The sequence below is a fragment of the Mesorhizobium sp. YM1C-6-2 genome (assembly GCF_003666685.1).
Lineage (GTDB): Bacteria > Pseudomonadota > Alphaproteobacteria > Rhizobiales > Rhizobiaceae > Mesorhizobium_K.
Window position 1 is genome coordinate 105,883 of sequence record NZ_RCIZ01000007.1, and the last position, 26,134, is coordinate 132,016.

General features: G+C 63.9%; 26 protein-coding genes and 1 tRNA gene. 10 read left to right on the plus strand and 17 right to left on the minus strand.

Features of this window, described 5'->3' with window-relative positions; translation table 11 throughout:
• The first annotated feature begins 2 nt into the window (after window positions 1–2).
• Window positions 3–431, plus strand: a complete 429-nt coding sequence (locus D8676_RS18195) for a cupin domain-containing protein (protein ID WP_121582519.1) — start codon at window positions 3–5, stop codon at window positions 429–431.
• Here D8676_RS18195 and D8676_RS18200 read toward each other — a convergent pair whose 3' ends face one another.
• Complete coding sequence (locus tag D8676_RS18200; RefSeq protein ID WP_121582520.1) at window positions 432–1,334, minus strand: EamA family transporter; 903 nt, start codon at window positions 1,332–1,334, stop codon at window positions 432–434.
• 32 nt (window positions 1,335–1,366) lie between these two features.
• Entirely contained in the window at window positions 1,367–2,143 is a 777-nt protein-coding gene (locus tag D8676_RS18205; protein WP_121582521.1) for a DUF3108 domain-containing protein, read from the minus strand.
• 216 nt (window positions 2,144–2,359) lie between these two features.
• On the opposite strand from D8676_RS18205, the gene rpmB reads away from it, so the two are divergent.
• The gene (gene rpmB / locus D8676_RS18210; protein ID WP_121582522.1) at window positions 2,360–2,653 is read left to right on the plus strand and encodes a 50S ribosomal protein L28; all 294 of its coding nucleotides are present in this window, start codon (window positions 2,360–2,362) and stop codon (window positions 2,651–2,653) included.
• A 56-nt stretch (window positions 2,654–2,709) separates the two neighbouring features.
• The gene (locus tag D8676_RS18215) at window positions 2,710–3,387 is read left to right on the plus strand and encodes a queuosine precursor transporter (protein WP_121582523.1); all 678 of its coding nucleotides are present in this window, start codon (window positions 2,710–2,712) and stop codon (window positions 3,385–3,387) included.
• A gap of 121 nt (window positions 3,388–3,508) precedes the next feature.
• Here the strand turns inward: D8676_RS18215 and D8676_RS18220 are convergent, their stop codons facing one another.
• The 4 genes from D8676_RS18220 to D8676_RS18235 all read right to left on the minus strand — a co-directional run bounded on the left by D8676_RS18220 (window position 3,509) and on the right by D8676_RS18235 (window position 8,155).
• Window positions 3,509–4,567 (minus strand): esterase-like activity of phytase family protein, encoded by a 1,059-nt coding sequence (locus D8676_RS18220; RefSeq protein ID WP_121582524.1) that lies wholly within the window; start codon window positions 4,565–4,567, stop codon window positions 3,509–3,511.
• The gene (gene cobT / locus D8676_RS18225; RefSeq protein ID WP_121582525.1) at window positions 4,564–6,462 is read right to left on the minus strand and encodes a cobaltochelatase subunit CobT; all 1,899 of its coding nucleotides are present in this window, start codon (window positions 6,460–6,462) and stop codon (window positions 4,564–4,566) included. The genes D8676_RS18220 and cobT overlap by 4 nt, the downstream gene beginning before the upstream one ends.
• Window positions 6,463–6,474: 12 nt before the next feature.
• Window positions 6,475–7,461 carry a cobaltochelatase subunit CobS gene (cobS, locus tag D8676_RS18230; protein ID WP_121582526.1) on the minus strand — a complete coding sequence of 329 codons (987 nt, stop codon included), beginning with the start codon at window positions 7,459–7,461 and terminating at the stop codon, window positions 6,475–6,477.
• A gap of 76 nt (window positions 7,462–7,537) precedes the next feature.
• Window positions 7,538–8,155: a DnaJ domain-containing protein gene (locus D8676_RS18235; protein ID WP_121582527.1), complete on the minus strand. Its 618-nt coding sequence runs from the start codon at window positions 8,153–8,155 to the stop codon at window positions 7,538–7,540.
• A gap of 208 nt (window positions 8,156–8,363) precedes the next feature.
• Here D8676_RS18235 and D8676_RS18240 point away from each other — a divergent pair, with 208 nt between their 5' ends.
• The gene (locus D8676_RS18240; RefSeq protein ID WP_121582528.1) at window positions 8,364–8,666 is read left to right on the plus strand and encodes a BolA family protein; all 303 of its coding nucleotides are present in this window, start codon (window positions 8,364–8,366) and stop codon (window positions 8,664–8,666) included.
• An 18-nt stretch (window positions 8,667–8,684) separates the two neighbouring features.
• On the opposite strand, the gene D8676_RS18245 is transcribed toward D8676_RS18240, so the two are convergent.
• From D8676_RS18245 to D8676_RS18255, 3 genes are read right to left on the minus strand one after another with little or no spacing between them, the layout of a single operon-like run.
• Complete coding sequence (locus D8676_RS18245; RefSeq protein ID WP_121582529.1) at window positions 8,685–9,581, minus strand: transporter associated domain-containing protein; 897 nt, start codon at window positions 9,579–9,581, stop codon at window positions 8,685–8,687.
• Complete coding sequence (gene aroB / locus D8676_RS18250; RefSeq protein ID WP_121582530.1) at window positions 9,578–10,690, minus strand: 3-dehydroquinate synthase; 1,113 nt, start codon at window positions 10,688–10,690, stop codon at window positions 9,578–9,580. The genes D8676_RS18245 and aroB overlap by 4 nt, the downstream gene beginning before the upstream one ends.
• The gene (locus tag D8676_RS18255) at window positions 10,687–11,301 is read right to left on the minus strand and encodes a shikimate kinase (protein ID WP_121582531.1); all 615 of its coding nucleotides are present in this window, start codon (window positions 11,299–11,301) and stop codon (window positions 10,687–10,689) included. Before D8676_RS18255 ends, aroB begins: the two co-directional genes overlap by 4 nt.
• 126 nt (window positions 11,302–11,427) lie before the next feature.
• Between D8676_RS18255 and D8676_RS18260 the strand changes: the two genes are divergently transcribed.
• The 4 genes from D8676_RS18260 (at window position 11,428) to D8676_RS18275 (ending at window position 15,033) form a co-directional block, all read left to right on the plus strand.
• On the plus strand, window positions 11,428–11,580 hold the full coding sequence (locus D8676_RS18260) for a histidine kinase (protein WP_121582532.1): 153 nt from the start codon (window positions 11,428–11,430) through the stop codon (window positions 11,578–11,580).
• The gene (locus D8676_RS18265) at window positions 11,577–12,482 is read left to right on the plus strand and encodes a site-specific tyrosine recombinase XerD (protein WP_121582533.1); all 906 of its coding nucleotides are present in this window, start codon (window positions 11,577–11,579) and stop codon (window positions 12,480–12,482) included. Before D8676_RS18260 ends, D8676_RS18265 begins: the two co-directional genes overlap by 4 nt.
• A gap of 96 nt (window positions 12,483–12,578) precedes the next feature.
• On the plus strand, window positions 12,579–13,529 hold the full coding sequence (locus tag D8676_RS18270) for an acetyl-CoA carboxylase carboxyltransferase subunit alpha (protein ID WP_121582534.1): 951 nt from the start codon (window positions 12,579–12,581) through the stop codon (window positions 13,527–13,529).
• Between the two features lie 217 nt (window positions 13,530–13,746).
• Window positions 13,747–15,033 carry a murein L,D-transpeptidase family protein gene (locus D8676_RS18275; RefSeq protein WP_121582535.1) on the plus strand — a complete coding sequence of 429 codons (1,287 nt, stop codon included), beginning with the start codon at window positions 13,747–13,749 and terminating at the stop codon, window positions 15,031–15,033.
• Window positions 15,034–15,286: 253 nt separating this feature from the next.
• Here the strand turns inward: D8676_RS18275 and D8676_RS18280 are convergent, their stop codons facing one another.
• Together D8676_RS18280 and D8676_RS18285 are read right to left on the minus strand one after the other, a co-directional pair.
• Window positions 15,287–16,399, minus strand: a complete 1,113-nt coding sequence (locus D8676_RS18280; protein ID WP_121582536.1) for a GTP-binding protein — start codon at window positions 16,397–16,399, stop codon at window positions 15,287–15,289.
• Window positions 16,396–17,622 (minus strand): D-alanyl-D-alanine carboxypeptidase family protein, encoded by a 1,227-nt coding sequence (locus tag D8676_RS18285; protein ID WP_245426882.1) that lies wholly within the window; start codon window positions 17,620–17,622, stop codon window positions 16,396–16,398. Before D8676_RS18285 ends, D8676_RS18280 begins: the two co-directional genes overlap by 4 nt.
• Before the next feature lie 227 nt (window positions 17,623–17,849).
• Here D8676_RS18285 and D8676_RS18290 point away from each other — a divergent pair, with 227 nt between their 5' ends.
• Both D8676_RS18290 and D8676_RS18295 read left to right on the plus strand, forming a co-directional pair.
• A complete protein-coding gene (locus tag D8676_RS18290) occupies window positions 17,850–19,013 on the plus strand; it encodes a M20 aminoacylase family protein (protein ID WP_121582538.1) in 1,164 nt (387 codons plus the stop codon).
• A gap of 75 nt (window positions 19,014–19,088) precedes the next feature.
• Window positions 19,089–19,165 (plus strand) — tRNA-Arg (locus tag D8676_RS18295).
• Window positions 19,166–19,385: 220 nt separating this feature from the next.
• On the opposite strand, the gene D8676_RS18300 is transcribed toward D8676_RS18295, so the two are convergent.
• The 6 genes from D8676_RS18300 to D8676_RS18325 all read right to left on the minus strand — a co-directional run bounded on the left by D8676_RS18300 (window position 19,386) and on the right by D8676_RS18325 (window position 25,938).
• Complete coding sequence (locus D8676_RS18300; RefSeq protein ID WP_121582539.1) at window positions 19,386–21,065, minus strand: recombinase family protein; 1,680 nt, start codon at window positions 21,063–21,065, stop codon at window positions 19,386–19,388.
• Window positions 21,062–21,538 (minus strand): DUF2924 domain-containing protein, encoded by a 477-nt coding sequence (locus D8676_RS18305; RefSeq protein WP_183097145.1) that lies wholly within the window; start codon window positions 21,536–21,538, stop codon window positions 21,062–21,064. The genes D8676_RS18300 and D8676_RS18305 overlap by 4 nt, the downstream gene beginning before the upstream one ends.
• 4 nt (window positions 21,539–21,542) lie before the next feature.
• Complete coding sequence (locus D8676_RS18310; RefSeq protein WP_121582541.1) at window positions 21,543–21,950, minus strand: DUF3489 domain-containing protein; 408 nt, start codon at window positions 21,948–21,950, stop codon at window positions 21,543–21,545.
• 289 nt (window positions 21,951–22,239) lie between these two features.
• Window positions 22,240–22,914 (minus strand): hypothetical protein, encoded by a 675-nt coding sequence (locus tag D8676_RS18315; RefSeq protein ID WP_121582542.1) that lies wholly within the window; start codon window positions 22,912–22,914, stop codon window positions 22,240–22,242.
• 442 nt (window positions 22,915–23,356) lie between these two features.
• A complete protein-coding gene (locus D8676_RS18320; protein ID WP_121582543.1) occupies window positions 23,357–24,544 on the minus strand; it encodes a reverse transcriptase family protein in 1,188 nt (395 codons plus the stop codon).
• Window positions 24,545–24,717: 173 nt separating this feature from the next.
• Window positions 24,718–25,938: a hypothetical protein gene (locus D8676_RS18325; RefSeq protein ID WP_121582544.1), complete on the minus strand. Its 1,221-nt coding sequence runs from the start codon at window positions 25,936–25,938 to the stop codon at window positions 24,718–24,720.
• Window positions 25,939–26,134 lie beyond the last annotated feature (196 nt).

Below are 26,134 nucleotides of genomic sequence, written 5' to 3' on the forward strand. Positions count from 1 at the left end.
GAATGACGGCCGCCGGGATCATTGCGGCTCTCGGCATGCAACGCCACCCCGAAGGTGGCTGGTATGCCGAGACCTTTCGTGACAATCCGGGCGGCGGGCGCGGCCATTCGACGGCGATCTACTTCCTGCTTGAAAAGGGCGACGTGTCGGCCTGGCACAGGGTGAAGGATGCCGCCGAGGTCTGGCATCACTACGCCGGCGCGCCGCTCGAACTCGACCTCTTCGACGAGGCGCAGGGCGCGGCCTCGTTCGTTCTGGGCACCGACCTCGGTGCGGGTGAGCGGCCGCAGGCGGTGGTACCTGCGAACTGCTGGCAGACGGCGCGCAGCCTGGGCGACTGGACGCTGGTCGGCTGCACCGTGGCGCCCGGCTTCGACTTTGCGCAATTCGAGCTGGCCGAGCCCGGCTGGAGGCCCGACGTCCCGGCCTAGCTATGCCGCGGCGTTGTCGGCCGCAGCCTCGGGTGTCGCATTGCGGCCGGACAGCATCGACTTCGCCGCAAGTACCGCCCCGCCTGTGATCAGCACGCAGGCAGCGAGGATGCGCAGGGTCGGCTCGGCGAAGCCGGCGACGACCAGGATAAGCGTCGACAGCAGCGGCGCGGCATAGCTCGCAGCGCCGAGAACCTGGATGTTGCCGCGCTTCACGCCGATATCCCACGCGTAGAAGGCAGCGCCCACCGGCATCAGGCCGAGGCCGAGAACGGCCAGCCACTGGCCGGTCGTGGCCGGAAGCACGGTTTCCTCCAGGGCGAAGTGGCAGAGCAGCGAAAGTGCCGAGGTGGCGGCACAGAACCAGGTGACGATGCTGGTCGGCACCGCCGGGAACCGGCGGGACAGGAGCGAATAGGCCGACCACAGCAGGGCGCAGACGCCCGCCATCGCATAGCCGAAGGCGTAGCGGCTCTCGAAGGCGAGGCCGCCGCCCTTGGTGACGATCAGCGCCGTGCCGGCAAGCCCGAGCAGAGCGCCAGCCATGTGGTTCCAGCGCAGCCTTTCGCCCGGCATCAGCGCCGAGCCGAGCACGATGAGCAGCGGCCAGAGATAGGCGATCAGGCTCGCCTCCACCGCCGGCGCGTTGCGCAGCGCGGTGAAGTAGAAGAAATGGTAGCCGAAGAGCCCGCCGATGCCGACGACCCAGACCTGGAACGGAATTTTGGCCGGCCGCTCGGGCGCGGGCATGAAGAGCCGGGCGACGAGCCCCACCATCGTGCCGATGGCGAAGGTGATCGCCGACAGCAGGAATGGCGGCGTCTTGCCCGACGCGTCGGTCAGGAGCGCAAGCAGCGCCCACATTGCGACTGCCGAGAAGCCGATCAGGGTAGCGCGCGCCATATGAAATCTCCGGCGCGGGGTGCCTCCGGCGCCTACAAGGCCTCGAAACGCCGCGCCCGGACCGTGATCGTACCGATCTGCGTGCCGATCGTGGCGTGGACCGGCGCGTATACGCCGGTTTCGCCGATCTGGGCAAATGTCACCATGATCCGGCTCTTGGTCCTGAGGAATTCAAGCGCCTTGCGGCCCTTGCGATAGCCGGCCGCTGGGGTGAATTTCAGTCGGCAGGTGATGGTCGGCCCCTCAAAACCCGTGAACGACACCTCGCCCGTCTTGACGTAGGAGAGCGACAGATCCGCGCGCAACTCGCCGTCGAACATGCGCGCGCCGCCCTTGCAGACATCCTCCAGCCTGTCGGCCTTGACCAGCGTCGCGGCGATCGGATCGACGGCCGACTTGAGATCGGCCGGCTTGATCGGCACCCAGTTCTTGCCGCGCTTCTTCAGTGGCGGGTCGTTGACGACTTCGACGACATCGCCGCCGGCAAAGCGGATGTCGACCAGAGTCGGCTTCTGGTTGTAACGGTATTCGGCGCGGAAGCGGTCCGCCTCGATGCCCTTGGTGAAGCGGCCGGAGGCGGTGAGCTTGCCGGTCGTGTCATAGAAGAATGCGCCAAGCCCGGAGGCCGATGCTTCGCCGTCGATCGAGTAGCTCTTGTTGTCGATGCGGCTCTCGAAATTCACCCGCCCGACGGGCAGGCCGAGGAAGGAAAGCGAATATTCGGTGCGGTAGAGCGGCGCACGGTAGGCGGCCGAGCCCGGAACGATGGTAGCGAGGACAAGAGCGCCTACGGCGAGGGTTCGGAACATGCAGTCACCAGTATCGACAAGGCTTGATGGCCTCCTGGCGCGATCCTGCCCGGAAATCCGGCCATTCTGTGGAGACCCGCGGCTGCCGGCGCGCTTGACGCAAGCCGCAAATGCAACTATGGAACCCCGACTTTTCCAAAAGGCCGCTCGCAGCGACTGCGCGCCAGCATCCCGGTGCGCCGCTTCCTGGCCGTTGTAGACCTGAAGGTACGAAAAATGTCCCGTATGTGCGAACTGACCGGCAAAGCCGTTTTGACCGGCAACAATGTCAGCCACGCCAACAACAAGACGAAGCGCCGCTTCCTGCCGAATCTCGTCAACGTGACGCTGATCTCGGAAGCGCTGAACCAGAACGTGCGCCTGCGCATCTCGGCCAACGCGCTGCGTTCGGTGGAGCATCGCGGCGGCCTCGACGCTTTCCTCGCCAAGGCAGATGCTGCGGAGCTTTCGCAGCGTGCGCGCCTGCTCAAGAAGCAGATTGCCAAGAAGGTTGCCGAACAGGCTGCCTGACCTGGCTTTCGGGCGGTTTCCGCCGCCCGGCTGGTTCCATCACCCAGGATAAAAAAATGTCCCGGCTTTCCTCCTATGTGCCCTTCGTGGTGGCCATGTCGCTTGTCGTCGTGGCCTCGAACGTGCTCGTCCAGTTCCCGGTGAACGGCGAGATCGGCGGCCTCGCGCTCGCCGACATCCTGACCTGGGGCGCCTTCACCTACCCCTTCGCCTTCCTGGTGACCGATCTCGCCAACCGTCGCTACGGGCCGACGGTGGCCCGGCGGATCGTCTTCGTCGGCTTCACGCTGGCGATCATCTGCTCGATCGTCGCGCCGCCGCTGCTGTTCAAATACGGCTATATTCCATACGAAACCGCCGCGGGCCGGCTGGTGAGAATCGCGATCGCCTCGGGCGCGGCTTTCCTGACGGCGCAATTGCTGGACATCACCGTCTTCAACTGGCTGCGCAGGCAGTCCTGGTGGCGGGCGCCGGTGTTCGGCTCTCTGGCGGGTTCGGTGCTGGATACGGCGATATTCTTCGGCGTGGCCTTCTCGGCGGCATTCGCCCTCATCGGCCCGAACGACGCCTTCGCCCTTGAAAACGCAAGGCTTCTCGGCTTCCTCCCGGTCGAGACGGCGCGCTGGATCTCGTGGGCTCTGGGCGACCTGACGGTGAAGCTCCTGATCGCCGTCTTCGCGCTCATCCCCTACCGGCTGATCGCCGCGAAATGGTCACAGCCCATCCTCGCATGACTTCCGGCGGGCGTGGAAAGACATGCCGCCCGCGGCTTAATGCACCCGAATAAAACAGAGGCCGATCAAAGGCTTGACAGGACGGGCACTCGACGCGGCCCGGAATTTGTTCACACGGCGCTCAGGGAGCCTTGGCCGGCAGCGGTTCGGCCTCGTCGTGCAGCACGAATTCCAGATAGAGATTGCGCTGCAGGATCGAATGGTTGTCGTCGGAGATGAGCGACACCATCTGGGCGCCGTCGGAGCGGGTCCAGACGTCGAGCCCCTCCATATTGTCGATCTGGTAGCTCATGTTCGCCTCGAAGAGCACAGGCCCGTCGGCCACCGCGCCCTTGGCGATGCTCTCGCCGTAGAGCCGCCGCAACCGCATCTTGACGCCGGTGGCCATCGAGAAGCTGCGCTCGAGGATGAGCAGGTCGCCGTCCGGCAGGAAGGCGCCGTCGGTGATGTCGAACTCGCCGTTGCGCCGGACCGTGAAGATGCCCTTGTTCGGGCCTTCGATGATGGCGGCGAAGATATTGCCTTGCTTGTCGAGGCTCTTTTCCGAGACGATGACGAGCGCGCCCTCGTGCTGGCCCTGGGGATGGGCATGGGCGACGGTCTCGAAGCCGCGGTTCATCCTCAACTCGCGCTGCGGAATGAGGAAGTCGAGATCGACGACCGCAGCCTTCATGTCGTCCGGCTCGATCCGGAACTGGGCGACGCGGTGATCGCGCTCGAAGCCTACCGTGGCGATGCCGTCCTTGATGGCGAGGCCCTCGGCGTCGACTTCCCATTTGCGGTTGGAGACGTTTCCCGACCGGTCGAACATCTCCTGCATGCGGAAGTTCCCGATGCCGGCCGGTTTGCCGTCCGCATCGCGCGTGATGGCGCCGAAGAACCAGAAGCCGGTATCGGCGACGCCGATGAAGTCCTCGCCCGGCGTCAGGAAGCGGAAGGACGACAGCGCGCCGAGATGGCGCGAGGTGGAGGTGAGCTCAAGCCCGCCGACGAATTCGAGCGGCCCGAAACGGGTCTCGTCGCTGCCGATGCGGAAATAGCGGATCGGGCGCGCGGAAATCTCCAGCCGCTCGATGGCGGCGGTTGCCGCCCTGGCCGGCTGCTCGACGGCGAAGGCACCGAGCGCGGCCGCCGCGACGGCGAGCGCAAGGGAGAGCGACCTCGCGCGAAGCCGCGTCATCCGGCGCGACGCAGGCCGCCGCGTCGCGTGTCGCGCGGCGTTTCCTCGCCGAAGAGCGAAGCGAGCTGCTCGGTCATGGCGCCGGCAAGCTCCTCGGCATCGACGATGGTGACGGCGCGGCGATAATAGCGCGTGACGTCATGGCCGATGCCGATGGCAAGCAGTTCGACCGGCGACCTTGTCTCGATCAGCTCGATGACGGCGCGCAGATGCCGTTCGAGATAGTTGCCGGGGTTCACCGAAAGCGTCGAATCGTCGACCGGCGCGCCGTCCGAGATCATCATCAGGATCTTGCGCTGCTCGGGCCGGCCGATCAGGCGCTGATGCGCCCACAGCAGCGCTTCACCGTCGATGTTCTCCTTGAGCAGCCCCTCGCGCATCATCAGGCCGAGATTGCGCCGGGCACGCCGCCAAGGCTGGTCAGCCGACTTGTAGATGATGTGCCGGAGATCGTTGAGCCGGCCGGGGTTGGCCGGCTTGCCGTCCTTCAGCCATTTCTCGCGCGCCTGCCCGCCCTTCCACGCACGGGTGGTGAAGCCGAGGATTTCGACCGAGACGCCGCAGCGTTCGAGCGTGCGCGCCAGTATGTCGGCGCAGGTGGCGGCGACCGTGATCGGGCGGCCGCGCATCGATCCCGAATTGTCCAGCACCAGGCTGACCACCGTGTCGCGGAATTTCGTATCGCGTTCCTGCTTGAAGGACAGCGGCTGCATCGGATCGATGACGACGCGCACCAGCCTGGCCGGATCGAGATAGCCCTCTTCTAGGTCGAAGTCCCAGGAGCGGTTCTGCTGCGCCATCAGGCGGCGCTGCAGGCGGTTGGCGAGCCGGCCGACGACGCCCTGCAGATTGGCGAGCTGCTTGTCGAGGAAGGCGCGCAGACGGTCGAGCTCCTCTTCCTCGCAGAGCTCTTCCGCACCCACCGTCTCGTCGAACTGGGTGGTGAATACCTTGTAGTCGACCTGCTTCGGCAGGTCGGCGAAGGGATTGTCCTTGCGCTTGGCCTCGCCGGGGGTCTCGGCGTCGGGATCGTCCTCGTCGGAGAACTCGTCGGAAGCGGCGTCGGCAGCCTCCATCTCGCCCGCCTGCTCGTCCTCGGACGAGGAGTCCTGGTCGTCGGACTGCGACTGGTCGGCGCCGGAATCGTCCTCGCCGCCCTCCTCGCTCTGCTCCTCGCCCTGCGGCTGCGGATCCTCGCTGTCCTCGACGTCGTCCGACTGCTCCTCGTCGCCGAGATCCTCTGCCATCTCCATGGAGGCGAGCATCTCGCGCACGACGCGGGCGAAGGCCTGCTGGTCGTCCACATTGCCGACGAGATGGTCGAGGTCGGCGCCGGCCTTCTCCTCGACCCATTCACGCCAGAGGTTGACGACGCGCTCGCCGCTCTTCGGCGCCGGACGGCCGGTGAGCTTCTCGCGCACCATCAGCGCCAGCGCCTCCTCGACCGGCGCGTCGGCGCGGTCGCGCACGTCGGCAAGGTTGGCCTTAGCGTATTTGTCTTCGAGCATGTGGCCGATGTTGTCGCCGACGCCGGTCATCCTGAGCGCGCCGATCGCCTCGACGCGCGCCTGCTCGACCGCGTCGAAGACGGCGCGCGCCTGTTTGCCCTCGGGCGCAAATTTCGTGTGGATGCGAAGGTCGTGACAAGCGCGCTTCAGCGCCATCGAATCGCCGAGGCCGCGGGTGACGGCTATGTCGACGGGCGACGGCTTCTTGGGGAGTTCCGGAAGCCGGGCCCGGTTGCCGGCGAGCGCCGGCTTGTCCTTGGCGAAGCCTACCTCCAGTTCGTTGTCGCCGGAAATGGCGCGCATGCAGACCGTCACCGCACGCTTGAAGGCGTCGGTGTCGGAGCCGTTTTTCGGCCTGTTACGGGTATTGTCGCCAGGACCGGCCATCGGCGCGCAAGCCTATCCCAGGACGACGTTCGCGGCTGATTCAGGCAGTTCCTGGCCGAAGGCGCGCTGGTAGAACTCGGCCACGATCGGGCGTTCGAGTTCGTCGCACTTGTTGAGGAAGGTCAGCCGGAAGGCGAGCCCGATGTCGCCGAAGATTTCGGCATTTTCGGCCCAGGTGATGACCGTGCGCGGGCTCATCACCGTCGAAAGATCGCCGTTGATGAAGGCCTGACGCGTCATGTCGGCGACCCGCACCATCTTGCCGACGATCTCCTTGCCCTTGGCGTCGCGGTAGTGCTTGGCCTTGGCGAGAACGATGCCCACCTCGTTGTCGTGCGGCAGGTAGTTCAGCGTGGTGACGATCGACCAGCGATCCATCTGCGCCTGGTTGATCTGCTGCGTGCCGTGATAGAGGCCGGTCGTGTCGCCGAGGCCCACCGTGTTGGCGGTGGCGAAGAGACGGAAGGCCGGATGCGGCCGAATGACGCGGCTCTGGTCGAGAAGCGTCAGGCGGCCGGACGATTCCAGGACGCGCTGGATGACGAACATCACGTCCGGGCGGCCGGCGTCGTACTCGTCGAAGCAGAGCGCGACATTGTGCTGGTAGGCCCAGGGCAGGATACCGTCGCGGAATTCCGTGACCTGCATGCCGTCCTTCACCACGATGGCGTCCTTGCCGACGAGATCGATACGGCTGACATGGCTGTCGAGGTTGACGCGCACGCAGGGCCAGTTGAGACGCGCGGCGACCTGCTCGATATGGGTCGACTTGCCGGTGCCGTGATAGCCGGAAACCATGACGCGGCGGTTGAAGGCGAAGCCGGCGAGGATGGCGAGCGTCGTCTGCTGGTCGAACAGGTAGTCCGGATCGAAGTCCGGCACATGCTCGGTGGCGGCGGAATATGCCGGCACCACCATCTTGGACTCGAAGCCGAATTTTTCCTTTACCGACACCGTCGTGTCGGGGAGGTTGGCGATATCGCGGTCGACCTTGTTCATGACGTCCTCACGCGCGGCGCGTCATTGCGCCGGCAAATCCTATTTTGTTCCGGGGCGTCTTTAGCAGACCCTGCGCTCAGCACAAACCAGCTTGTTTGAGCACACGATAGGCCTGCAGCACATCGCGGAAACGATCTTCAGAACCCCTGTCGCCGCCATTCGCATCGGGATGGTGGCGCTTCACCAGTTCCTTATAGCGCGCCTTGATGTCCTCGCCAGTCGCCCTTGCATCAAGGCCAAGCGTTTCCAGCGCCTTGGCCTCAAGCGGCTTGGCCTTGCGCTCACGCGGCTGGCGCGGGTCCTTCGGACCGTTGAACAGGTTGTAGGGGTCGCGCATGCGATTGTAGTAGCCGGCGCGGCCCGATCGCATCTGGGCCATGTCAGGCGACGAGCGCGAGCTGCCGTTCGCGCCCATCGTCCAGGTGGGGCGATGGCCGGTCAGCGCCTCCTTCTGGAAGCGCGCGATCTCCGAATCCGGCACACCCGAAAAATAGTTGAAGCCCTTGTTGTACTCACGCACGTGGTCGAGGCAGAACTTAAAATATTCGCCTTCCTTCATGCGGCCGACCGGCGCGCGATGCGTGCCGGCCTCCTTGCAGCCGTCCCACTGGCAGATCGGCGCGCGCGACTTCAGCTCCGCATCCTTGTCGGGGCGGATGCGGATTTTCTCGAAATATTTCGGATACGGCTTCATCTGCAAGCGTTATGGGCGCATCGATAGTGCGATACAAGAATTGACATTTGCGGGAAACGGCCCCTACCGGAGGCAAATCACCAAGTCGGAAGCGCCCGTGGCACTTTTATGGCGATCCGGCACTTCGATCGAGCATCGGACAATCCGAAAAACCGGATTCCACTTTCCGGTCCGATGCACCAGCCATATATGGGCAGAGGAGACGCTTATGTCGATACAGTCAAGCATCGAAAACAAGCTGAAAAGGGCCTTCTCGCCCGAACGGCTGGCGGTGATCAACGAGAGCCACCTTCACGCCGGCCACCATCATGTCGAATCGGGCCATCACGTCGAGTTCGACGGCAAGGGCGAAACGCATTTCCGCGTGCGGCTGGTGTCGCCTGCATTCAGCGGCATGAGCCGCGTCGAGCGCCACCGCGCGGTAAACACCGCCCTCGCCGACGAGCTGAAAGCCGGCCTCCACGCGCTGGCGATCGAGCCGTCCGCGCCGGGGGAAAAGACCAGGTGGTAGAAATCAGGCCACCGGCCTTCAGGTCACCGGCCTGATCCTGAGCCTGGCAATGCGGTTCTTGTCGCGCTTCATGACGAGGAAACGCTTGCCATGGAAGGTAAAGGCCTGGCGCTCCTCGGGGATCGACTGCGTCTCGTGGATGACCAGCCCGGCGATCGTCGTCGCCTCGTCGTCCGGCAGCGCCCAGTCGAGCGCCCGGTTGAGGTCGCGGATGGGAACGGTGCCGTCCACCACCACCGAGCCGTCGGCTTCCTGCTTCACGCCCTGAACGTCGATGTCGTGCTCGTCGGCGATGTCGCCGACGATCTCCTCGATGATGTCCTCAAGCGTGACCAGCCCCTCGACCTCGCCATATTCGTCGACGACCAGCGCGAAATGCGCCTTGCGCCTGAGAAAGGCGTTGAGCTGATCGTGCAAGGTCGTGGTGTCGGGCACGAACCACGGCTTGGTGGCGATCTTCATCACGTCGATCCGTGAGAAGTCGTTCTCGGCCTCGTTGAGCGCGCGAAGCAGATCCTTGGCGTGCAGCACGCCGACGATGTTCTCGGTCGTTCCTTTCCACAGCGGCATGCGGGTGTGCGGGCTTTGCAGGATCTCGCGCACCAGCGCCTCCGGACGGCTGTCCGCGTTGAAGGAGCGCATGTTGGTGCGGTGGACCATGACATCCGACACTTCGAGTTCCTGAAGGTCGGCGATGGTGGCAAGACGGCTGCCGCCCTGCCCGGCCGCGACGTTGCCGCCGGGTTCGGCCGCTGACGCGCGCAGCTTTTCCTCGCGCTGGCCGCGCTGGGGACGCCTGCGCACGATGACGTAGCCGAAAGCGGCGAGCAGCCGGGCGCGGAGGAGAAAGGCGAGCCCGGCCAGGAGCAGGATGCCGGCGAGCATGCCGGCGACGATCCAGCCGGCCGCGTTCATTCCGGCAGGTTCTCTTTCAGGAAGGCCAGCACCTCCGAGGACGGCACGTCCCTGGCGATGAAGGCCTGGCCGACGCCGTGGGTGAGGATGAAGGTGAGCGCGCCGCGCGTGACCTTCTTGTCCTGCGCGATATAGGCAAGCAGCCGCTCGGCATCCGGCAGGCCGCCCGGGATGTCGGACATCCGCCAGGGCAGGCCGACGGCCTTCAGATGCGCCTCGACGCGCAGCGCGTCGTCCATGCTGCAGAGATTGAGGCGCGACGAGAAGCGGTGCGCCAACGCCATGCCGACGGCGACGCCCTCGCCATGGACGAGACGCCCGCTGTCGTAGCCGGTCGCCGCCTCCAGCGCATGGCCGAAGGTGTGGCCGAGATTGAGCAGCGCGCGGTCGCCGGTCTCGTATTCGTCGCGGGCGACGACGTCGGCCTTGGCGCGGCAGGATTCGGCGATCGCCCGTGTCCGGGCCGGACCGCCGGCGAAGATCTCCCGCCAGTTCGTCTCCAGCCAGGCGAAGAAGTCGGGACGGTCGATCAGCCCGTATTTGGCCACCTCGGCGTAGCCGGCGCGGAATTCCCGCTCGGGCAAGGTGTCGAGCACCGCAGTGTCGGCGAGCACGAGCTGCGGCTGGTGGAAGACGCCGACGAGGTTCTTGCCGTGGCTGCTGTTGATGCCGGTCTTGCCGCCGACCGAGGAATCGACCTGGGCGAGCAGCGAGGTCGGCATCTGCACGAAACGCATGCCGCGCCTGACGATGCCCGAGGCGAAGCCGGCGAGATCGCCGATGACGCCGCCGCCGAGCGCGATGACGGCGTCGCCGCGCTCGAGGCGGGCGGCGAGGATGCCGTCCACCACCTGCTGCAGGGCGTCGAAGCTCTTCGTCTTCTCGCCAGGCGGCAGCGTTATCACCGTGGAAGCGACACCCTCCCCGTCAAGACTGGCGACGAGGGGGGCGAGATGCGGCGCGGCGACGTTGGTGTCGGTGACGATCGCCACCCTGATGCCGGGCAGGCGCCTGGCTATCTCCTCGCCGGCACGCGCGACGAGGCCGGCGCCGATCAATATGTCGTAGGTCCGGTTGCCGAGCCGGACCGCGACTGTCTCAATGCTCATGATGTCGCCCCGCCGAAGCTCCTCTCGGCCGGCGCATGGCCCGCCAGATGCCGGCCGAGCGCCTCGATCACCTCGCCGGCGATAACTTCCTTGCGCTCGTCGCGCGTCGCCACGGTCACATCGGCGAGCGCATAGACCGGATAGCGCTCGGCCATCAGCCTTTCGAGCACGGCGCGCGGATCGGCGTTCCTGAGCAGCGGCCGGTTCTGCTTCTTGGAGACCCGGTCGAGCAGCGTGTCGACGTCGGCCTTCAGCCAGACCGACAGACCGCCGGCCGCGATGGCCTCCCTGGTCTGCTCGTTCATGAAGGCGCCGCCGCCGGTGGAAAGCACCTGCGGGCCGCTCTCCAGCACCCTGGCGATGACGCGCTGCTCCAGCGAACGGAACTCCGCCTCGCCGTAACGGTCGAAGAGGTCGGGGATGGTCATGCGCGAAACGCTTTCGATCTCGTGGTCGCTGTCGGTGAACGGCAGGCCGAGCGTCGCCGCGACCTTGCGCCCGATGGCGGTCTTACCGGCGCCCATCAGGCCGACGAAGACGACGGAGCGCGGGCCCAGCCTGGCAAGCAGGTCAGCCGTGTTCTCCGCAGCCAGGGTAGAGGTCGCCGTCATGGCTGCGTTTCGACATGAAAAGGCAGTTTGCGTCAAGCAAACGATTGGGCCAGCGCCCTTGTCTTGGTCGAATTCGCGTCCCATAAGGGCGCGGGACGAAAATCAGGTGCGGGCGAATCGGATTCGATGCCGACGCTATTCAGGTTTGTAATCACTCTCTGCATTCTGGCAGCACTCGGCTACGGCGCAATGCTGGCGCTGGTCATCCTCGTCGAGCCCAACAAGGGCGAGATGAGCGAACGCATACCGTCCGAGAGAATCAATCCGCAGAACAGATGAACAGCGCGGCGCGCATCGAGGCCTTCCTCGAAATGATGAGCGTCGAGCGCGGCGCCGCCGACAACACGCTGGCGAGCTATCGCCGCGACCTCGATGACGCCTCCGCCACCATCAAGGGCGGCCTCGCCGACGCAACGAGCGCCGACATCCGCGCCTATATCGGCGGCATCGCGGCGCAAGGCTTCGCGGCCTCCTCGCAGGCCCGGAAGCTGTCGACGCTGAGGCAGTTCTTCAAGTTCCTCTACGCCGAGAACCTGCGGCCCGACGACCCGACCGGCACGCTGGACAGCCCGCGCAGGGACCGCTCGCTGCCGAAAAGCATGGCGGAGGCCGAGACCGGCCGCCTGCTCGACCGCGCCGCGCTGGAAGCGTCCGAAGCCGGCGATGCGGTGGGGGCGAAGCGCATGCACGCGCTGGTCGAGGTCCTCTACGCCACCGGCTTGCGCGTTTCCGAACTGGTCAGCCTGCCGGTGACGGTGGCGCTGCGCGACGAACGCTTCTTCGTCGTGCGCGGCAAGGGAAACAAGGAGCGCATGGTGCCGCTGTCGTCCAAGGCGCGGGAAGCGATGCGCGGCTGGCTTACCGAGCGCAATGCCGACCCGCGCCTGAAGGAGAGCCCCTACCTTTTCCCGTCACCCTCCGAGAGCGGCCATTTGCCGAGGCAGGTCTTCGCCCGCGACCTCAAGGCGCTTGCCGCCCGCGCCGGCATAGCGGCGGCGAAAGTCTCGCCGCACGTGCTGCGCCACGCCTTCGCCAGCCATCTGCTGCAGAACGGCGCCGATCTCAGGGCGGTCCAGCAACTGCTCGGTCATGCCGACATTTCGACGACCCAGATCTACACGCATGTGCTGGAAGAGCGGCTGGTGCGGCTGGTCAACGAGCATCACCCGCTTGCCGACTAGACGCCGTGACGTTATGTGAAGCTTGATTTCACGGCCCGGAAACCCGATTTCGGCGGTTTCTGCACATCCTCTTCCGGCGCATCGGTTCAATCACGCATGTACAATTATCTCGATTTCGAAAAGCCGGTTCAGGACCTCGAAGGAAAAATCCTCGAGCTGAAGAAGCTTTCCGAGAGCGGAGAAGCCGTCGATGTCGGCGACGAGATCGCCAGGCTGGAAAAGCGCGTGCAGGAAGCCCTGCGCGAAATCTACCGGGCGCTGACGCCGTGGCAGAAGGTCCAGGTGGCGCGCCATGCCGACCGGCCGCATTGCCTGGATTACGTCAAATCGCTGTTCACCGACTTCACGCCGCTCGCCGGCGACCGCAAGTTCGGCGAGGACGCGGCGATCGTCGGCGGCTTCGCGCGCTTCCGCGGCGAACCGGTGGCGGTGATCGGCCAGGAAAAGGGTTCCGACACCAAGAGCCGGCTAAAACACAATTTCGGCTCCGTGCGGCCGGAAGGCTACCGCAAGGCGGTGCGCATCATGGAACTGGCGGACCGTTTCAAGGTGCCCATGATCTCGCTGGTCGACACCGCCGGCGCCTATCCCGGCATCGGCGCGGAAGAACGCGGCCAGGCCGAGGCCATCGCCCGCTCGACCTCGGCCTGCCTGGCGCTCAGCGTACCGACCATGTCGGTGGTCATCGGCGAAGGCGGCTCAGGCGGCGCGATCGCCATCGCGACGGCGAACCGCGTCTACATGCTGGAGCACTCGGTCTATTCGGTGATCTCGCCCGAGGGCGCGGCGTCGATCCTGTGGCGCGACACCACGCGTTCCAAGGAAGCCGCGACCAACATGAAGATCACGGCCCAGGACCTGCTCGATCTCAAGATCATCGACGGCATCATCCCCGAACCGATCGGCGGCGCCCAGCGCGCGCCCGATACGGTGGTCAAGGCGACCGGCGACCTGATTGCCCGCACGCTCGGCGAATTCGCCCAGTCGAACGCCGATTTTCGCGAACACCGGCGCGAGAAGTACCTCGCCATGGGCCGCTCGCTCTAGCGAGAAACCGTCTCGACTGCCCAAATTGTGACGTTTGGACTGCATTTCGCCACAAAAATGCCGAAGCCTGACTGTGGATTACGTCGGGGATCGGGACAGCCGTTAACGCTTGTGGTAATCAATTTTCAAGGTTAACCGGCCTAAGCTGCCCGCCGATTTGCCAATTTGGCCGGCGCGAGGATGGAAAGCGCCGGCAGCCGGGGACGACGCAGACAGAATGATCGCCAACTTGCTCCGCGCCGGATTGTTGACAGCCGCCCTCGCGATCGCAGGCTGCACGGGCTCCGACGTCGATGCGCTGACCGCCGGCGGCGGCGCCAAGGCGGAGAAGCAGCTTTCTCCCAAAGTCCTCGCAGCGATGAAGACGAAGGGCATGTCCCGCAGTTCGCCGGTCATGGCGCGCATCTTCAAGGAAGAGGGCAAGCTCGAGATCTGGAAGCAGAAGACCAACGGCCGCTACGACATCATCGCGAGCTACGACATCTGCAAATGGTCGGGCAAGCTTGGGCCGAAATTCATCGAGGGCGACCGCCAGGCGCCGGAGGGCTTCTACACCGTCCGCCCGGCCCAGATGAACCCGAGGTCGAGCTACCATCTTGCCTTCAACATGGGCTATCCCAACGCCTATGACCGCGCGAACGGCCGCACCGGCCAGCACCTGATGGTGCACGGCGCCTGCTCGTCCTCCGGCTGCTATGCGGTGACCGACGAGCAGATCGAGGAAATCTACGCCTTCGGCCGCGACGCCTTCCGCGGCGGCCAGACCGAATTCCAGATACAGGCCTTCCCCTTCCGCATGACGGCGGCCAACATGGCCCGGTACCGCAACGACCCGAACTTCCAGTTCTGGACGATGCTGAAGGAAGGCTACGACCAGTTCGAGCTCACCAAGGTGCCGCCGAAGGTCGATGTCTGCGAGAAGCGCTACGTCTTCAACCGCATTCCCGAGGGAACCGCGGCCTTCAGCCCGACCGGCGCCTGCCCGCCTTCGGCGCAGCCCGACACGCTGGTGACCGCCTACCAGTCCTACCAGAAGAGCTACGACGCGGCCTTCGCGGTCGCTGCCAAGAAGGGCGGCAAGCTGCCGCCCAAGCCATCGATCGCCGGACTGAACGAAGCCAATCTCGTCTCTGAATGGACGAAGAAGCGGGCCCGCGGCGAGCGTATCCCGATCGAGCCGCCGTCGCTCAATGCCGACGGCAGTGTGACGCAGACCGCCCGCATGGGCCGCATCGACTCGCCGGAAGGCAAGCGTCAGGCTGCGCTGGACGAGGCCGCCGCCAAGAAGGCGAAGGCCGAGGCCGACAAGCAGGCATTGGCCCTGGCCCAGGCCGAGGAAAAGAAGCGCCAGGCCGAGGCGGCCGAAGCGGCTGCCGCGCAGCCTGTCGTCGCCACCGGCACGATCGCTTCGGAAGCGGCGCCCGTGGCGGCAGCGCCTCCTGCCGAGAAGTCCGGGCTTTTCGGCAATGCACGCAAGCGGATCGCCAATATCTTCGGCAGTTGATCCACGTCCCCGCCGCAATTGCGGCGGGAAGTCTTTTTATGCGCTCAACCTCCGGTAGGCAAAAGACCCCACCAGGCGCCGTTCGACTAAAAAAACCCGGTCCGCCACAAAAAAAATTATGAGGCCGGCGGAACCTTTATCCGGTGGGCGAGTTGTTGGTGGACGACGGGCTGTCCCCGACCCCCCCATTGGCTCGTCGTCTTCTGACTCCAGCCGGCCGCAAGGCCGGCTTTTCTTTTGCCAAGACCAGTGTTCAGCGCATTCCGGATATGGCGAGCGGATTGCGCTCGAGTGCCGCGCGGTCGGGGGTATCGATATCAGGCGTGTTGGTGAAGGCCGCGAACATCCGGCGCACATAGTCTTCGGGCATGTCGAGCGTTATCAGCACCAGCCGCGTGCCCCTGACATCGTCCGGCCAGGACGGCAGCCGCGCCGGGGGATGCAGCAGCGACTGAACGCCGTGAATGACCAACGGCCGCGACGGATCGTCCGCAAGCTCGATGATGCCCTTCATGCGCAGCAGCTTGTCGCCATGCGCCGAACCCAGGAGGTCGAGGAACATCTCGATGGTCGAGAAGGGGACCGGCCGGTCATGCAGCAGCGTGAACGTCCTTATGCGCTGGTCGTGGCGGTGATGGTCATGGCCTTCCTGATCATGGGCATGATCGTGGTGGTGATGGTGCCGTGCATGTTCGGCTTCTTCGCCGAGCCAGCGGCGGACGTCGGCGGTCTTTGTCTGGGGATTGTAGAGGCCGCATTCGAAAAGCGATGCATAGCCGGCCTCCGGCGCCTGGACGTCGACGATCGGAGCCGAAGGATTCAGGCTCTTCAGACGGTCTTTCAGGGCGGCGAGCGCCTGCGGGTCGGCCACGATATCGGTCTTGGCGAGCACGATGCGGTCGGCAACCGCGACCTGTTTCACCGCCTCGACATGATTGTCGAGCGCCGCCGCGCCGTTCACCGCGTCGACCAGCGCGATCACGCCATCCAGCCGGTAGGCCTGCACCAGCACGGGATGAGCCATGATCGACTGCAGGACGGGAGCCGGATCGGCAAGGCCCGTGGTTTCGATGATCACCCGCTTCAGCGCGCCGATACGGCCCGTCTGCAGCCGGTCGACGAGATCGGCCAGCGTGTCGACGAGATCGCCGCGCACGGTGCAGCAGAGGCAGCCGTCGGCAAGCTGGATCACCCCGTCGGACGAACTCTCGACCAGAAGATGATCGATCGCCACATCGCCGAATTCGTTGATGATGACGGCCGTGTCGGCGAGCGCCGGATCCTTGAGCAGCCGGTTGAGCAGCGTCGTCTTGCCGGCGCCCAGGAAACCGGTCAGCACCGAGACCGGTATCGGGTGCGGGTTCATTGGTCCAGCGTGACGATGTCGGGGTCCGGCGACGCGGTTTCCGTGTCCAGCGCGGCGGAATCGCCCAGCACCGCCGGCGCAGCACCGTCCGGGGTCGGCATGTCCGGACGCCAGGACGGCAGCGGGATTTCTGGGTCGAAGCCGGCCTCGATCGCCGCCGCTTTCTTCGCAGCTTCAGCGGCCTGGGCCGCCTTTTCGGCGGCATCCTGGGCAAGCAGTGCCGCGATCGCCGCGGGCGCCGGTCCGGTCGCCGTGCCGATGCTGACCGGCACAAGGTCACGCGGCTCGTCGCGCTTGGTGAGATAGGAGGCCGGCTCGGGCTTGCCCTCCTTCTTGCGTTGGGCAGCGGCCTCGCGCTCCTTCTTGCGGAGCGCCTCGCTGCCGGCCTTGGTGCAGAGCGCCTCGCGCATGTTGGTGGCCTGGTTGATGCCGGCGCCCGACGGTTTCATCGCCGCGAGCGTCACGCCGGACGCGGTGGGTTCCGAAAAGCCCTTCGCCAGCAGCCCTGCCGCCGCCTCGTTGCGCGACTTGACCGAGGTGGCGCCGATGACGACGGCCATCAGCGTGCGGCCGTCGCGCGTCGCCGAGGCGACGAGGTTGTAGCCCGCCGGGCAGGTGTAGCCGGTCTTCATGCCGTCGGCGCCGTCGAACTGGCCGATCAGCTTGTTGTGGCTGGGGATGACCTGCTTGCCGAAGGAAAGGCCTTCGATCGAGAAATAGCTCGCATATTGCGGATATTCGCGGCGCAGCGCCGAGGCGAGAATCGCGAGATCGTGCGCGGTGGTGTACTGCTCGTCATTGTGCAGGCCGTGCGCGTTGACCCAGTGCGAGCCGGTCATGCCGAGGCGCTTCGATTCGGCGTTCATGCGCGTCGCGAAGGCTTCCTCGGAGCCCGCCAGGCTCTCGCCGATCGAGGTGGCGATGTCGTTCGCCGACTTCACCATGATGATCTTGATCGCGTCGTCGAGCGTGAGGACGGTGCCGACGGGATAGCCCATCTTGCTCGGCGGCTCGTTGGTCGCGTTGCGCGAAACCCTGACCGGCGACTGCAGCGTCACCTCGCCGGCGTCGACGGCGCGGAAGGCGACATAGGTGGTCATCAGCTTGGTGAGCGAGGCCGGATACCAGCGCGCGAAGGCGTCCTGGCTTTCGATCACCTGCCCCGTCTTGGCATCGAAGAGAAGTGACGGTCCGGCGACGGAAGAGGCCGTGGCCAACGCCATGAGCCCCAACGTTGCCATACCGAGAGAAAGCATGCGCCGCATCGATCAGTCCGCCTCTTGCCCGCTGCCCGGCAGCGGGCGCGGCATGGAAAATGAATGAAACGCGCGAGCCCGCCCCTCGGCATCGGAACCCGCATCGTTCGTGCTATCTAGCCTATGTGACGCCAAGATGGCAAAAAGCCCTGACGCGGGCAACCGTCCACCCCTTCAAAACAATGGGAAGATTAATGCCGATTCTGAACCGAGCCGCCGAAATGCAGGACGAGATCACCGGCTGGCGGCAGCACATCCACCGCACGCCGGAGCTTGGCTTCGATCTGCACCAGACCGCCGATTTCGTCGCCGCGAGGCTGAAGGAGTTCGGCTGCGACGAGGTCGTCACCGGCATCGCCCGGACGGGCGTCGTCGGCATCATCAAGGGCCGGCTCGGCCCGGGAGCGACGGTCGGCCTGCGCGCCGACATGGACGCCTTGCCGATCAAGGAGACGACGGGCAAGCCCTACGCCTCCACCGTTGCCGGCAAGATGCATGCCTGCGGCCATGACGGCCATACCGCGATGCTGCTCGGCGCGGCGAAATATCTCGCCGAGACGCGCAATTTCGCAGGGTCGGTGGCGGTCATCTTCCAGCCGGCCGAGGAAGGCGGCGGCGGCGGCCACGAGATGGTCAAGGAAGGCCTGATGGAGCGCTTCGCCATTTCCCGCGTGTTCGGCATGCACAACATGCCGGGCCTGCCCGTCGGCCAGTTCGCCATCCGGCCCGGCCCGATCATGGCGGCGACCGCCGAGTTCACTATCCGTGTCACCGGCCGCGGCGGCCACGCGGCCATGCCGCACCAGTCGATCGATCCGATCGTCGCGGCGAGCCAGATCGTGTTGGCGCTGCAGACCATCGCGGCAAGGACGATCGACCCGCTCGAAGCGGTCGTCGTCTCGGTGACCAAGTTCCACGGCGGCGACGCCTACAACGTCATTCCCGAACAGGTGGAGCTCGCCGGCACGGTGCGCACGCTGAAGAAGGAGGTGGCGGCGCTGACGCGCGAGCGCATGCAGACGATCTGCGAGGGCATCGCCAAGGCGAGCGGCACGGCCGTCGCCTTCCAGTACCATCCGAACTATCCGGTGACCGTCAACGCCGCCGACGAGGCCGTGTTCGCCGGAGACGTCGCCGCGACGGTGGCGGGCGAGGCTTCGATCCATCGCGCCATAGCCCCGCTGATGGGCGGCGAGGACTTCTCCTACATGCTGGACGCGCGGCCGGGCGCCTTCATCTTCATCGGCAACGGCGACACGGCGAACCTGCACCACCCCGGCTACGACTTCAACGACGAGGCGATCCCGCACGGCGTCAGCTACTGGGTCAAGCTCGCCGAGACGGCGCTGGCGGCCTGACCCCGCGGCAGGCGCCGAAAGTTCGACGGGACCGGTTGGCGAAGCGGCCGGAAACGGCTATGTGTCTCCGCGGCTGGTCCCGTAGCTCAGTAGGATAGAGCGGCAGATTCCTAATCTGTAGGTCACAGGTTCGATTCCTGTCGGGATCACCACTCAGTCCGGCAATTTTTCAGTCTCCCGCCTAGCACGGGAAATACGACGTCATTTCCGCGACTTAGCACCGTATATCGGCGAACTGTTGAGAGAGAGACGCGGTGAGACGCCGGGATATCGGCCTATTCGCCGGATCGTCTCTACGGGCGGGGGAGCGTGTCCAATAGATTTCGGCAGCGATGGTTGTGACGTGCCATTTTAGGACTGGTCAAGCGCGCTTTAAATGCCGAACTGCTGAAGCTGATCGCTCCAGAGGTGGGGCAGGTCGTCGCGCATCAAGGCGCGGGCTGTGAGTTCGACCGGCTGGCGACCCCGCAGAATTGCGTCGGTGATCTTAGGCGCCAGGAAGGCGAGCGGGAGAATGCGGCTGACGTCGGCAACATGGATGCCCGTTTCGTTCGCCACTTCGGCGATGGTTCTGGCTGAGTCGTCGGTCAGCATACCAAGCATGACATGAGCCTTGGCCAGTGCTTCAACGAGACCATCATCGGGTTTCCTGCTGGGCGATTGGCCTTCCAGAACAAGCTTTGCCTCGGCACCCCTGCGTCTCAGCGTCATCGGCACTGAGATAGTGACTGGGTCCCGTTCGGGTTGCTCGACATGATCGGAGCCCGCGCTGTATACCTCGCCGATCACCGCATGCGGATCGATATTGAAGACGATTTCGCCGGGCTTCACGTGGATGGCGCGGACGAGACGCCTCAGCGAATATACCTGCTCTGGGGATGAGGTCTGGAGTACATCGCGGAACGCCCCTGCCATAGCGATGGCGGTATGCACCGGTATTGCGGGCACCATCATGCCGGCCCATTCGGACAGCCTGACGTCATCCCGAAGCATCGCGTCCAGTCGATGCAGGACAGTCCGCTCCAGTTCGTCGGCCGGCAAGCGCCAACCGGAAGGATCGTTTCGGGTCGTAGTCTCTAGCCGGTTGGAGATGTAGTAGCGGTAGCGCTTGCCATCCTTGACGGTGAACACCGGGCTCAGCCGGTCGTCGGTCTCGTCAAACAGGAGGCCAGTGAGCAGATGCCGGTTCCAGACGTTGGAGCCATTCCTGCGGTTTGGGGCCTGGCCCTTCAGGAGAGCCTGCACTGCGGCGAACCTTTCTTCGTCGATGATGGGCTCGTGCTCGCCGTTGTAGATGCGGTCCTTGTGCCTGGCCTTGCCGATATAGACGACGTTGGAGAGCAAGTGATAGAGCTTGCCGCGCGTGAACGACAGCCGGCCTCGCCGGGATGATAACGAATCTCTGTTTATGCCACTCTCGCCATTCAGTTCGTCGACCAGGACGGGGGCCGACTTCACTTCCAGGTAGCGACTGAAGATCCCGCGTACCCTGTTGGCAGCTTCAGTGTCGATCACCAGCTTCTTGTCGACTGCCCGGTAGCCGAGCGGCACCGTACCGCCCATCCAGATGCCCTTCTTGCGAGAGGCAGCAATCTTGTCGCGTATCCGCTCCGCCGTGACCTCGCGCTCAAACTGGGCGAAGGACAGGAGCACGTTTAGCGTCAGCCGCCCCATCGAGGTCGTCGTATTGAACTGCTGCGTCACCGAGACGAAGGACACGTCGTTGGCGTCGAACACCTCGACGATTTTTGAAAAATCCATCAGCGAGCGGGTCAGGCGGTCGATCTTGTAGACGACGACCACATCGACCTTCCGGTCGCGGATATCCTGCAGCAGGCGCTTTAGGGCCGGCCGCTCCATTGTACCGCCCGAGATGCCGCCGTCGTCATAGTGGTCGGTAACAGGACGCCATCCCATCCCGCCCTGTGACGATATGAACGCAACACAGGCCTCGCGCTGGGCATCCAGAGAGTTGAACTCCTGGTCGAGACCCTCTTCGGTCGACTTGCGGGTGTAGACCGCGCAGCGCAGCTTCTTCTGATGTGCGCTCATAGCCCGAAGAACCTCGGGCCGGACCAATGGGCGCCTGTAATCTGTCGCGCAATCGCCGTCAGCGACTTGTGCAACCTGCCTTCGAATGCAAATCCCTCCTCCAGCACGTCAACGGTATGACTGCGGCCATTCCACTCCCGGACCAGTCGTGTGCCGGGCGATAGCTGCCTGCGAGATGTGGCCACTGGGGATGTAATGACATCCGGCTCTGCAGCGCTTGTGCCGGGTCGCGTCGCAGCGAACTGCTTCTTTACCTGAGCCGTTGCTGCGCGAAGCATCCTGCGCGTGTCAGGTGATAGGCCGCAGAGCCTGTTTGCCTGAAGATGCCAGGCGGCAGCACGCAGGAGAAAGTCGCGCCGCGCGCCCTTCGGCGGCGCATGGCCATAAGTCTTTGTCCACCTCTCGGCGAGTTCTTCGCGAGAGAGGTCGCCGAGCACGGCGACCTCCTGATCAACCGGCATCCTGTTCGCCATGCCGTCACGCCTTCGCATCGCTGACGATACGGTAGCGGCGTACACCGTCCTTGCCGCTCTCGCTGACCAGATCGAGCGCCAGTTTCTTCTTCACCACCGCCGACAGAAAGCCGCGAACCGAATGTGCCTGCCAGCCGGTCTCGGCGATCAACATGTCGATGCTGACGCCCTTCGCCGTGCGCAGCTTCTTGAGGATCAGCTCTGCCTTGGTGTTCTTTGAAGTGTCGGACTTTGTTGCCGGCTTCGAGTGCTGGGCGGCATTCGCGGACTTATTCCGCCTGGTCCCTTCCAGCTTTGATCTTGCCGAAGAACTAGCGCCAAGGGTCTTTGCAGAACCGGCGTTTTTGTGGCCGTTGTCCTGCACCGTCACTTCGATGCCCGGCACTGCGGTTTTGCTGAGTTTGCTTGCCATTGTTCGTCTCCAGTTCAGGTCCGGCAATCCGGCCCCTGTACTAGGACGAGCCCGCGCTCAAGGCGGGCCGACAATCCGCTGCTGGCAATTCCCGCTCAGCCGCGTACGAACCAATGCTTGCTTTTGGAGCGAAGTCCAGTCGCAAATACGGGAGGAACGGGCGTCAGAATCACGTGCACGAAGGACCGGAACGGGCCGATGGCTGACTGTCCGGTTTCGGGTCATGCCCCAGGCATAGCTGCCCTTTCGGCACTCGACCGCGCCTCTGTTCTGGCAGGCGCAAGCGGCTTCATGCCCCTGAGCCGCGACCATTGGCCAAAGCGTGCCTCAGTTCAACGACCCCAGGGCTCTGTAAAAGGAACCAGGCCGTTCCTATAGTCTCCATGAAGACGACGGATAATCCGTCTCCCCGGAGCAAAAGAGCGTGACCCACATCGGTTAGCCGAGTTTGGATGTGGTTGAATTTGCTCCGTGAGCGATGGTGATGGGCCCCACCGCATTTGTTCGCAACGTAGCGGATGAGTTCAGCACGATCGATGATCTCGCCAGCAAGCGCAAGGCAAGGCGTGGCAAGGAACCTCGTCAGTTTCACACTAATCATTGGTGGATTCTTAGGGGAAGCCTTCACGTTTTCCTCATATTGCAGACGATGAGGGCTCCGAAGGCCGGGGTCACGATAGGCATAATAGGTGTCAGTCAAGCGGCCAGCATACGGATAGCCGCCAGCGGCGAAAAGGATAGTCTGGTCCAATGGGACACCTTCGAAAGCAGGCACCTCGACGTTGATGGCAATTCCAAGCTCATGAGCGACGGAGCCCAGCGCATTGTCGTCAATTAAGAAGCGCATTGCCATGCTGGCGTAGATCGCCTCGGCGGCGCGTGGCGCGTCGGGTTTAGTGCAGCGCTCTAGCTGATCGAGGTGTATCCGCACCACCTGCTTCCTATCTATCAGTATCTCTTGCATCGTCCCCTCGCAGCGTCTTTTTTATCGGTTTTGCCGCCCTCCCGGTTCGCCAATGTAGGTGGGGCCAGAGCGGATAGTTAGACCACGTCTTCGACCATTAGGACGTCAGCAATATCTCCTCTAACGACATTGCTGGACGACCATCAACGGCAGCGATGAAGGCGCATTGCAATGTCGCTGGTTCGGCGAATGACAGCTTTGCAGCGATCTCCCGGGAGCTACCATTCTGCTTTCCACCCCAGTCCAGTCCTACGCGCGCGCGCCCCAAGAACCTCCAGATGGACGGATTTATTCGGGAAAGTTGGGCCTGTATCCGGACGATCCGGTATCGGGTGGCGCAGCCGGATAGCTGCCGTTCGATGCGTGTAGGCCTGAACGGCTAGCGAAGAATTTCGACGAATAGGAATCTCTACGGAGGCTGGGCGACTCAAAGTATTGAATTCTACCTGTGGTTTTCCTGCTGTTCCATTGTTGCAAAGTAGTGGCGCTCCGACACAGGCGGCCATGCGATGCTATTGAACTGCCTTAAGAGTTCCGACCCAAAGGTTTTGTCGACTGCGCGAGCCCAGAAAATGAGACCGAGCACATGGTGGTATATCGCGGCGATCGACGTCTTACGCGCCGTCGCGTGGCGCGCAGGTCCAAAATCGGGGTGACCGAGATAGTGCAGGTGCATGCGGATTTCGTCATTGAACTCCTTAGCCAGGCGCGGCTTCTTTCCATCAACCAAAAGGCCGAGCACCAGTTTCCTATCGCCGGGCCCCCGGATCACCGTTTTCCGGCGGTTGGGACGGAAACCGGCCTCGTTGAGGATTGTCAGGATCTGGCTGCGGACTGATCGCACTGTCTCGGCTGTCCGCCGGTCGCTGCATGAGAACACAATGTCATCGGCATAACGCGTAAACCGCATGCACGAAGAACTAGCAAGCCGAGCTAGTTTTTGGTCCACGTCGCGCATAACGAGGTTGGATAGCATGGGGCTGGTGGGCGCACCCTGCGGAAGGACGCCAATCCATTGATTGCGGTAATAAGCGACGCCGTGGCCTTTGTAGCGCGCCCACCGTTCGTCCGTGTCTGGCCGCCATTTCGCGGCCATGGTGCAAATTCGAGCCAACTCTAACGACAGGATACCCGCGTAGCCCAGCGACCGAAACACACGGTAGACATCGTGTTCGTGGACACTGTCGAAAAAGTCCTCGATATCCACCTTGATCAACCAGACTGAGTTTGTATGACGCCGGGCTGCGAACACAGGGTTAGAATTTGGATGGTAAGCGTAGCTGTCGGGGCTTGGCTTGGCATGCTTTAGGATGTTTTCCACAATCCAATGCTGACAGTGCATCAGCTTGGGTACGGGCATGCTGATCACGCGGACACGTCGTCGGCCAGGCACGCGCTTGCGCATCAGGAATTGGCGGTAGTTGCCGGTCTTGCGAGCGACGACATTGCGCAAGAAGCCATAGTCAACGCCGCTGGCAACGCTAAGGTGATTAAGTGTCAGCAGTGGAAAGAGGTTCGGATTGACCGACCAGATTCGGCTGATGACCTTACTGGCGTTCTCCAGGACGAGCGGGTCAACAGCCAGTTCGTGTCCGGCAGCAACGTAGTGTTGAGGGCTCGTAATGCGCATCTACTTTGGCCCACATAGGTGGGGGAGGCAGCGAGGAAGGCCGAAGACACCGACCGGTGTTTCTTGTTGCCTCGCGCAGCGCGAAGGATCAGCTCCGCTTAACGAATGCCGGAAATCCCGCATTCCAGGCCCGAAAGCCCGGCACCACTCTCGCGGTGCATTGCTAGACGTCACTACGGAGCCCTCAACTGCGTCGGAAAGTATATATCGGGATTGGGAAGAGCAATATCGGCGGCGCCATGCCAACGCGTTTGCCACCGCAGCTCTCTCCGTCCGAGAATAGTGAGCCCGCCAGTTGGAGAGAGCCAACCGGCGGTCGCCGCAATCGCCAGAACTTCCGCCACGCTCGCGATCGGCAGCTTTGTTCGCGCCGATAGTTTTTCGGCTGAACGGAGTCCGCTTTTCACCGCAAGGAGGACCAGCATGCAGTGGGTCCAAAGCTCTCCGGATGCGGAGCTCAGGATTCGCCGGGCGTTTCTCACGCCCAGGAGTTCAGCAGATTGCTGGACCACGTGATCGGAGGTGTCCGCAATCTGGTCGAGCTCGGTCATGTGAGTGCTCCGTCCACGGAAAAGCGGTCGCCATCCATTGAGTGAGCTGTGAAAAATAGCGGGGGCATTGTTGGGGATGCCATGTGAGAATGCGATCATCGAGCCGGTCGCGCCGAAGCCCATTGGCCACTTGGCTTTGCGCGGATATTTCCCGCAAATCGTGCGGATGGCCGCGAGTTCAGCGCCGACGAAGGCTTCGTCGACCACTGGGCAGGCAGCGTGGATAGTGACCTTGGGCTGCAGCCGATGTTGTTTGACGGCTCGCACTCCGTGCTCGGCCGCCGAATAGCTCACAACTTCAAACGAAAGCAGTCCATAGGATCGCCAGCTCTGGATGCTGGCGACTTTGGCGAATGCCTCAAGCATCTCGTAGATGCGCCCTCCGGATCCTATGAAGTCTGTGACGATGACAATTTTTCGGACACGCCTTTGTCGCAGGTCGTCGGGGCCTGGATGAGACAGAACTACGTCCGGATTAGCGTAGCGGAACTTGGAGATTAGAGCAGCGACGATGCCCTCGCTCCCCACGTCTTGTTTCTTAGACGACACGGCGACCGGGGCCACACCAGGCCCCGTGGCCCGCCCTGACCCGCTGCCAAGAAAGTAGGGCTGAATTTCCCTCCCGACCGCCGCAACCTCGCGTTCGGCGTACAACGCGATGCACTCTTTGGCCTCACGCGCGTTATTAGCCAGGGCGGTGAGCATGCGAATCATCGTAGCGCTGAATTCACTGGCGCCCACCAACAACAGGCTGTCGAGAAGCTTGCTGGCGAGCGGCCGATCAGTCTCGTCGAAATTGAGAAGCCAAGTCTTCCCCGCATCGCTGGACGACAGGAAGCTCATCGCGGCGCGCCAGCTTCAGTGGCTAGGAGAGAGGATCGTATTGTTCATCGTCGAACGCTAGCCCGGCTATATTCTACCGACAAGACCAAACAACTAATCGTGGGCTATCGGGCGTCTCAGTTGCGCTCGATAGCAGGCGGATGTCGGCTTGTGGCGTAAGACGAAGTTAAGACCTAGATACAAGAACGACAGCTCC